This is a genomic window from Flavobacterium sp. K77 (genome assembly GCF_021608205.1).
GTDB classification, from domain to species: domain Bacteria; phylum Bacteroidota; class Bacteroidia; order Flavobacteriales; family Flavobacteriaceae; genus Flavobacterium; species Flavobacterium turcicum.
The window spans coordinates 1-828 of record NZ_JAKIHO010000038.1 but is presented as its reverse complement, the minus strand read 5'-3'; the positions used below and the strand labels follow the sequence as shown (position 1 = coordinate 828).

1 protein-coding gene is annotated in these 828 nt (G+C 25.8%); it reads left to right on the top strand.

What is annotated here, in order from left to right:
* On the top strand, positions 1-688 hold a 688-nt coding region (locus L1S34_RS14785), incomplete at its 5' end, for a hypothetical protein (RefSeq protein ID WP_236364866.1).
* Positions 689-828 lie beyond the last annotated feature (140 nt).

Below are 828 nucleotides of genomic sequence, written 5' to 3'. Positions count from 1 at the left end.
CGGAACGTTAGTGGCTATTTTAGAGCAGAAATATAGTGTAAATCCAAATATAATGAAAAATATATTACTAATATCTTTGCTTTTTCTTTCTGTTTTGAGTTTTTCTCAAAATTTAGAAACTAAAAATATTAAAGTGATTTCAGACAGTATTTTAAATTCACAAGTCGGAAAATTGAAATCATATTTCGAAATTTCTGAAGGAAGTTTTTATAAATACACTTCGTCTAATGGAAAAATAAAGACTTCTAAATTTCTATCAAAAAACAAAATAAATAAAAATGTAACTGAAATATGGGTTAATTATCATTTCAATTATCCTGAAATTGAAAATGTTTCTGGAGCATTGTGGATTAAATTAGATGGAAAACTTAAATTGATTGAAGATTTAAAATTAGATTTTGTTCCTCAATTTTTAATGAAGAATGAAAAACCCAATTTTATTACAATTCAACAAGCAGAAACAATTGGAAAAGATTCATTCAAATCTAAAGGATTAGAAATTAGTGATGCAAAACTTGAATTTAATAGAAAATTAAATCAATATATTTATTACATAATAAACAAATTAACTAGAACAAAAAATAATTTAGGAAATGATACTGGGGAATTTGAAATTGTTCGAATTGATGCAGAAAGTGGAAAAGTAATAAATATTGATAAAGGTTTTTACGGAATAATAATTAGATAAAAAAAACAGCCACTAACACACGCTACAAGCAATTTGGGGATTTGGCTTAATGGAAAAATTGGTTTGTATTTGGAAGATTTGGCAAATCCGAATAATGGTCTTAATTTAATCCCAAACTGCTTGTAGCGCGGGAACGTTAG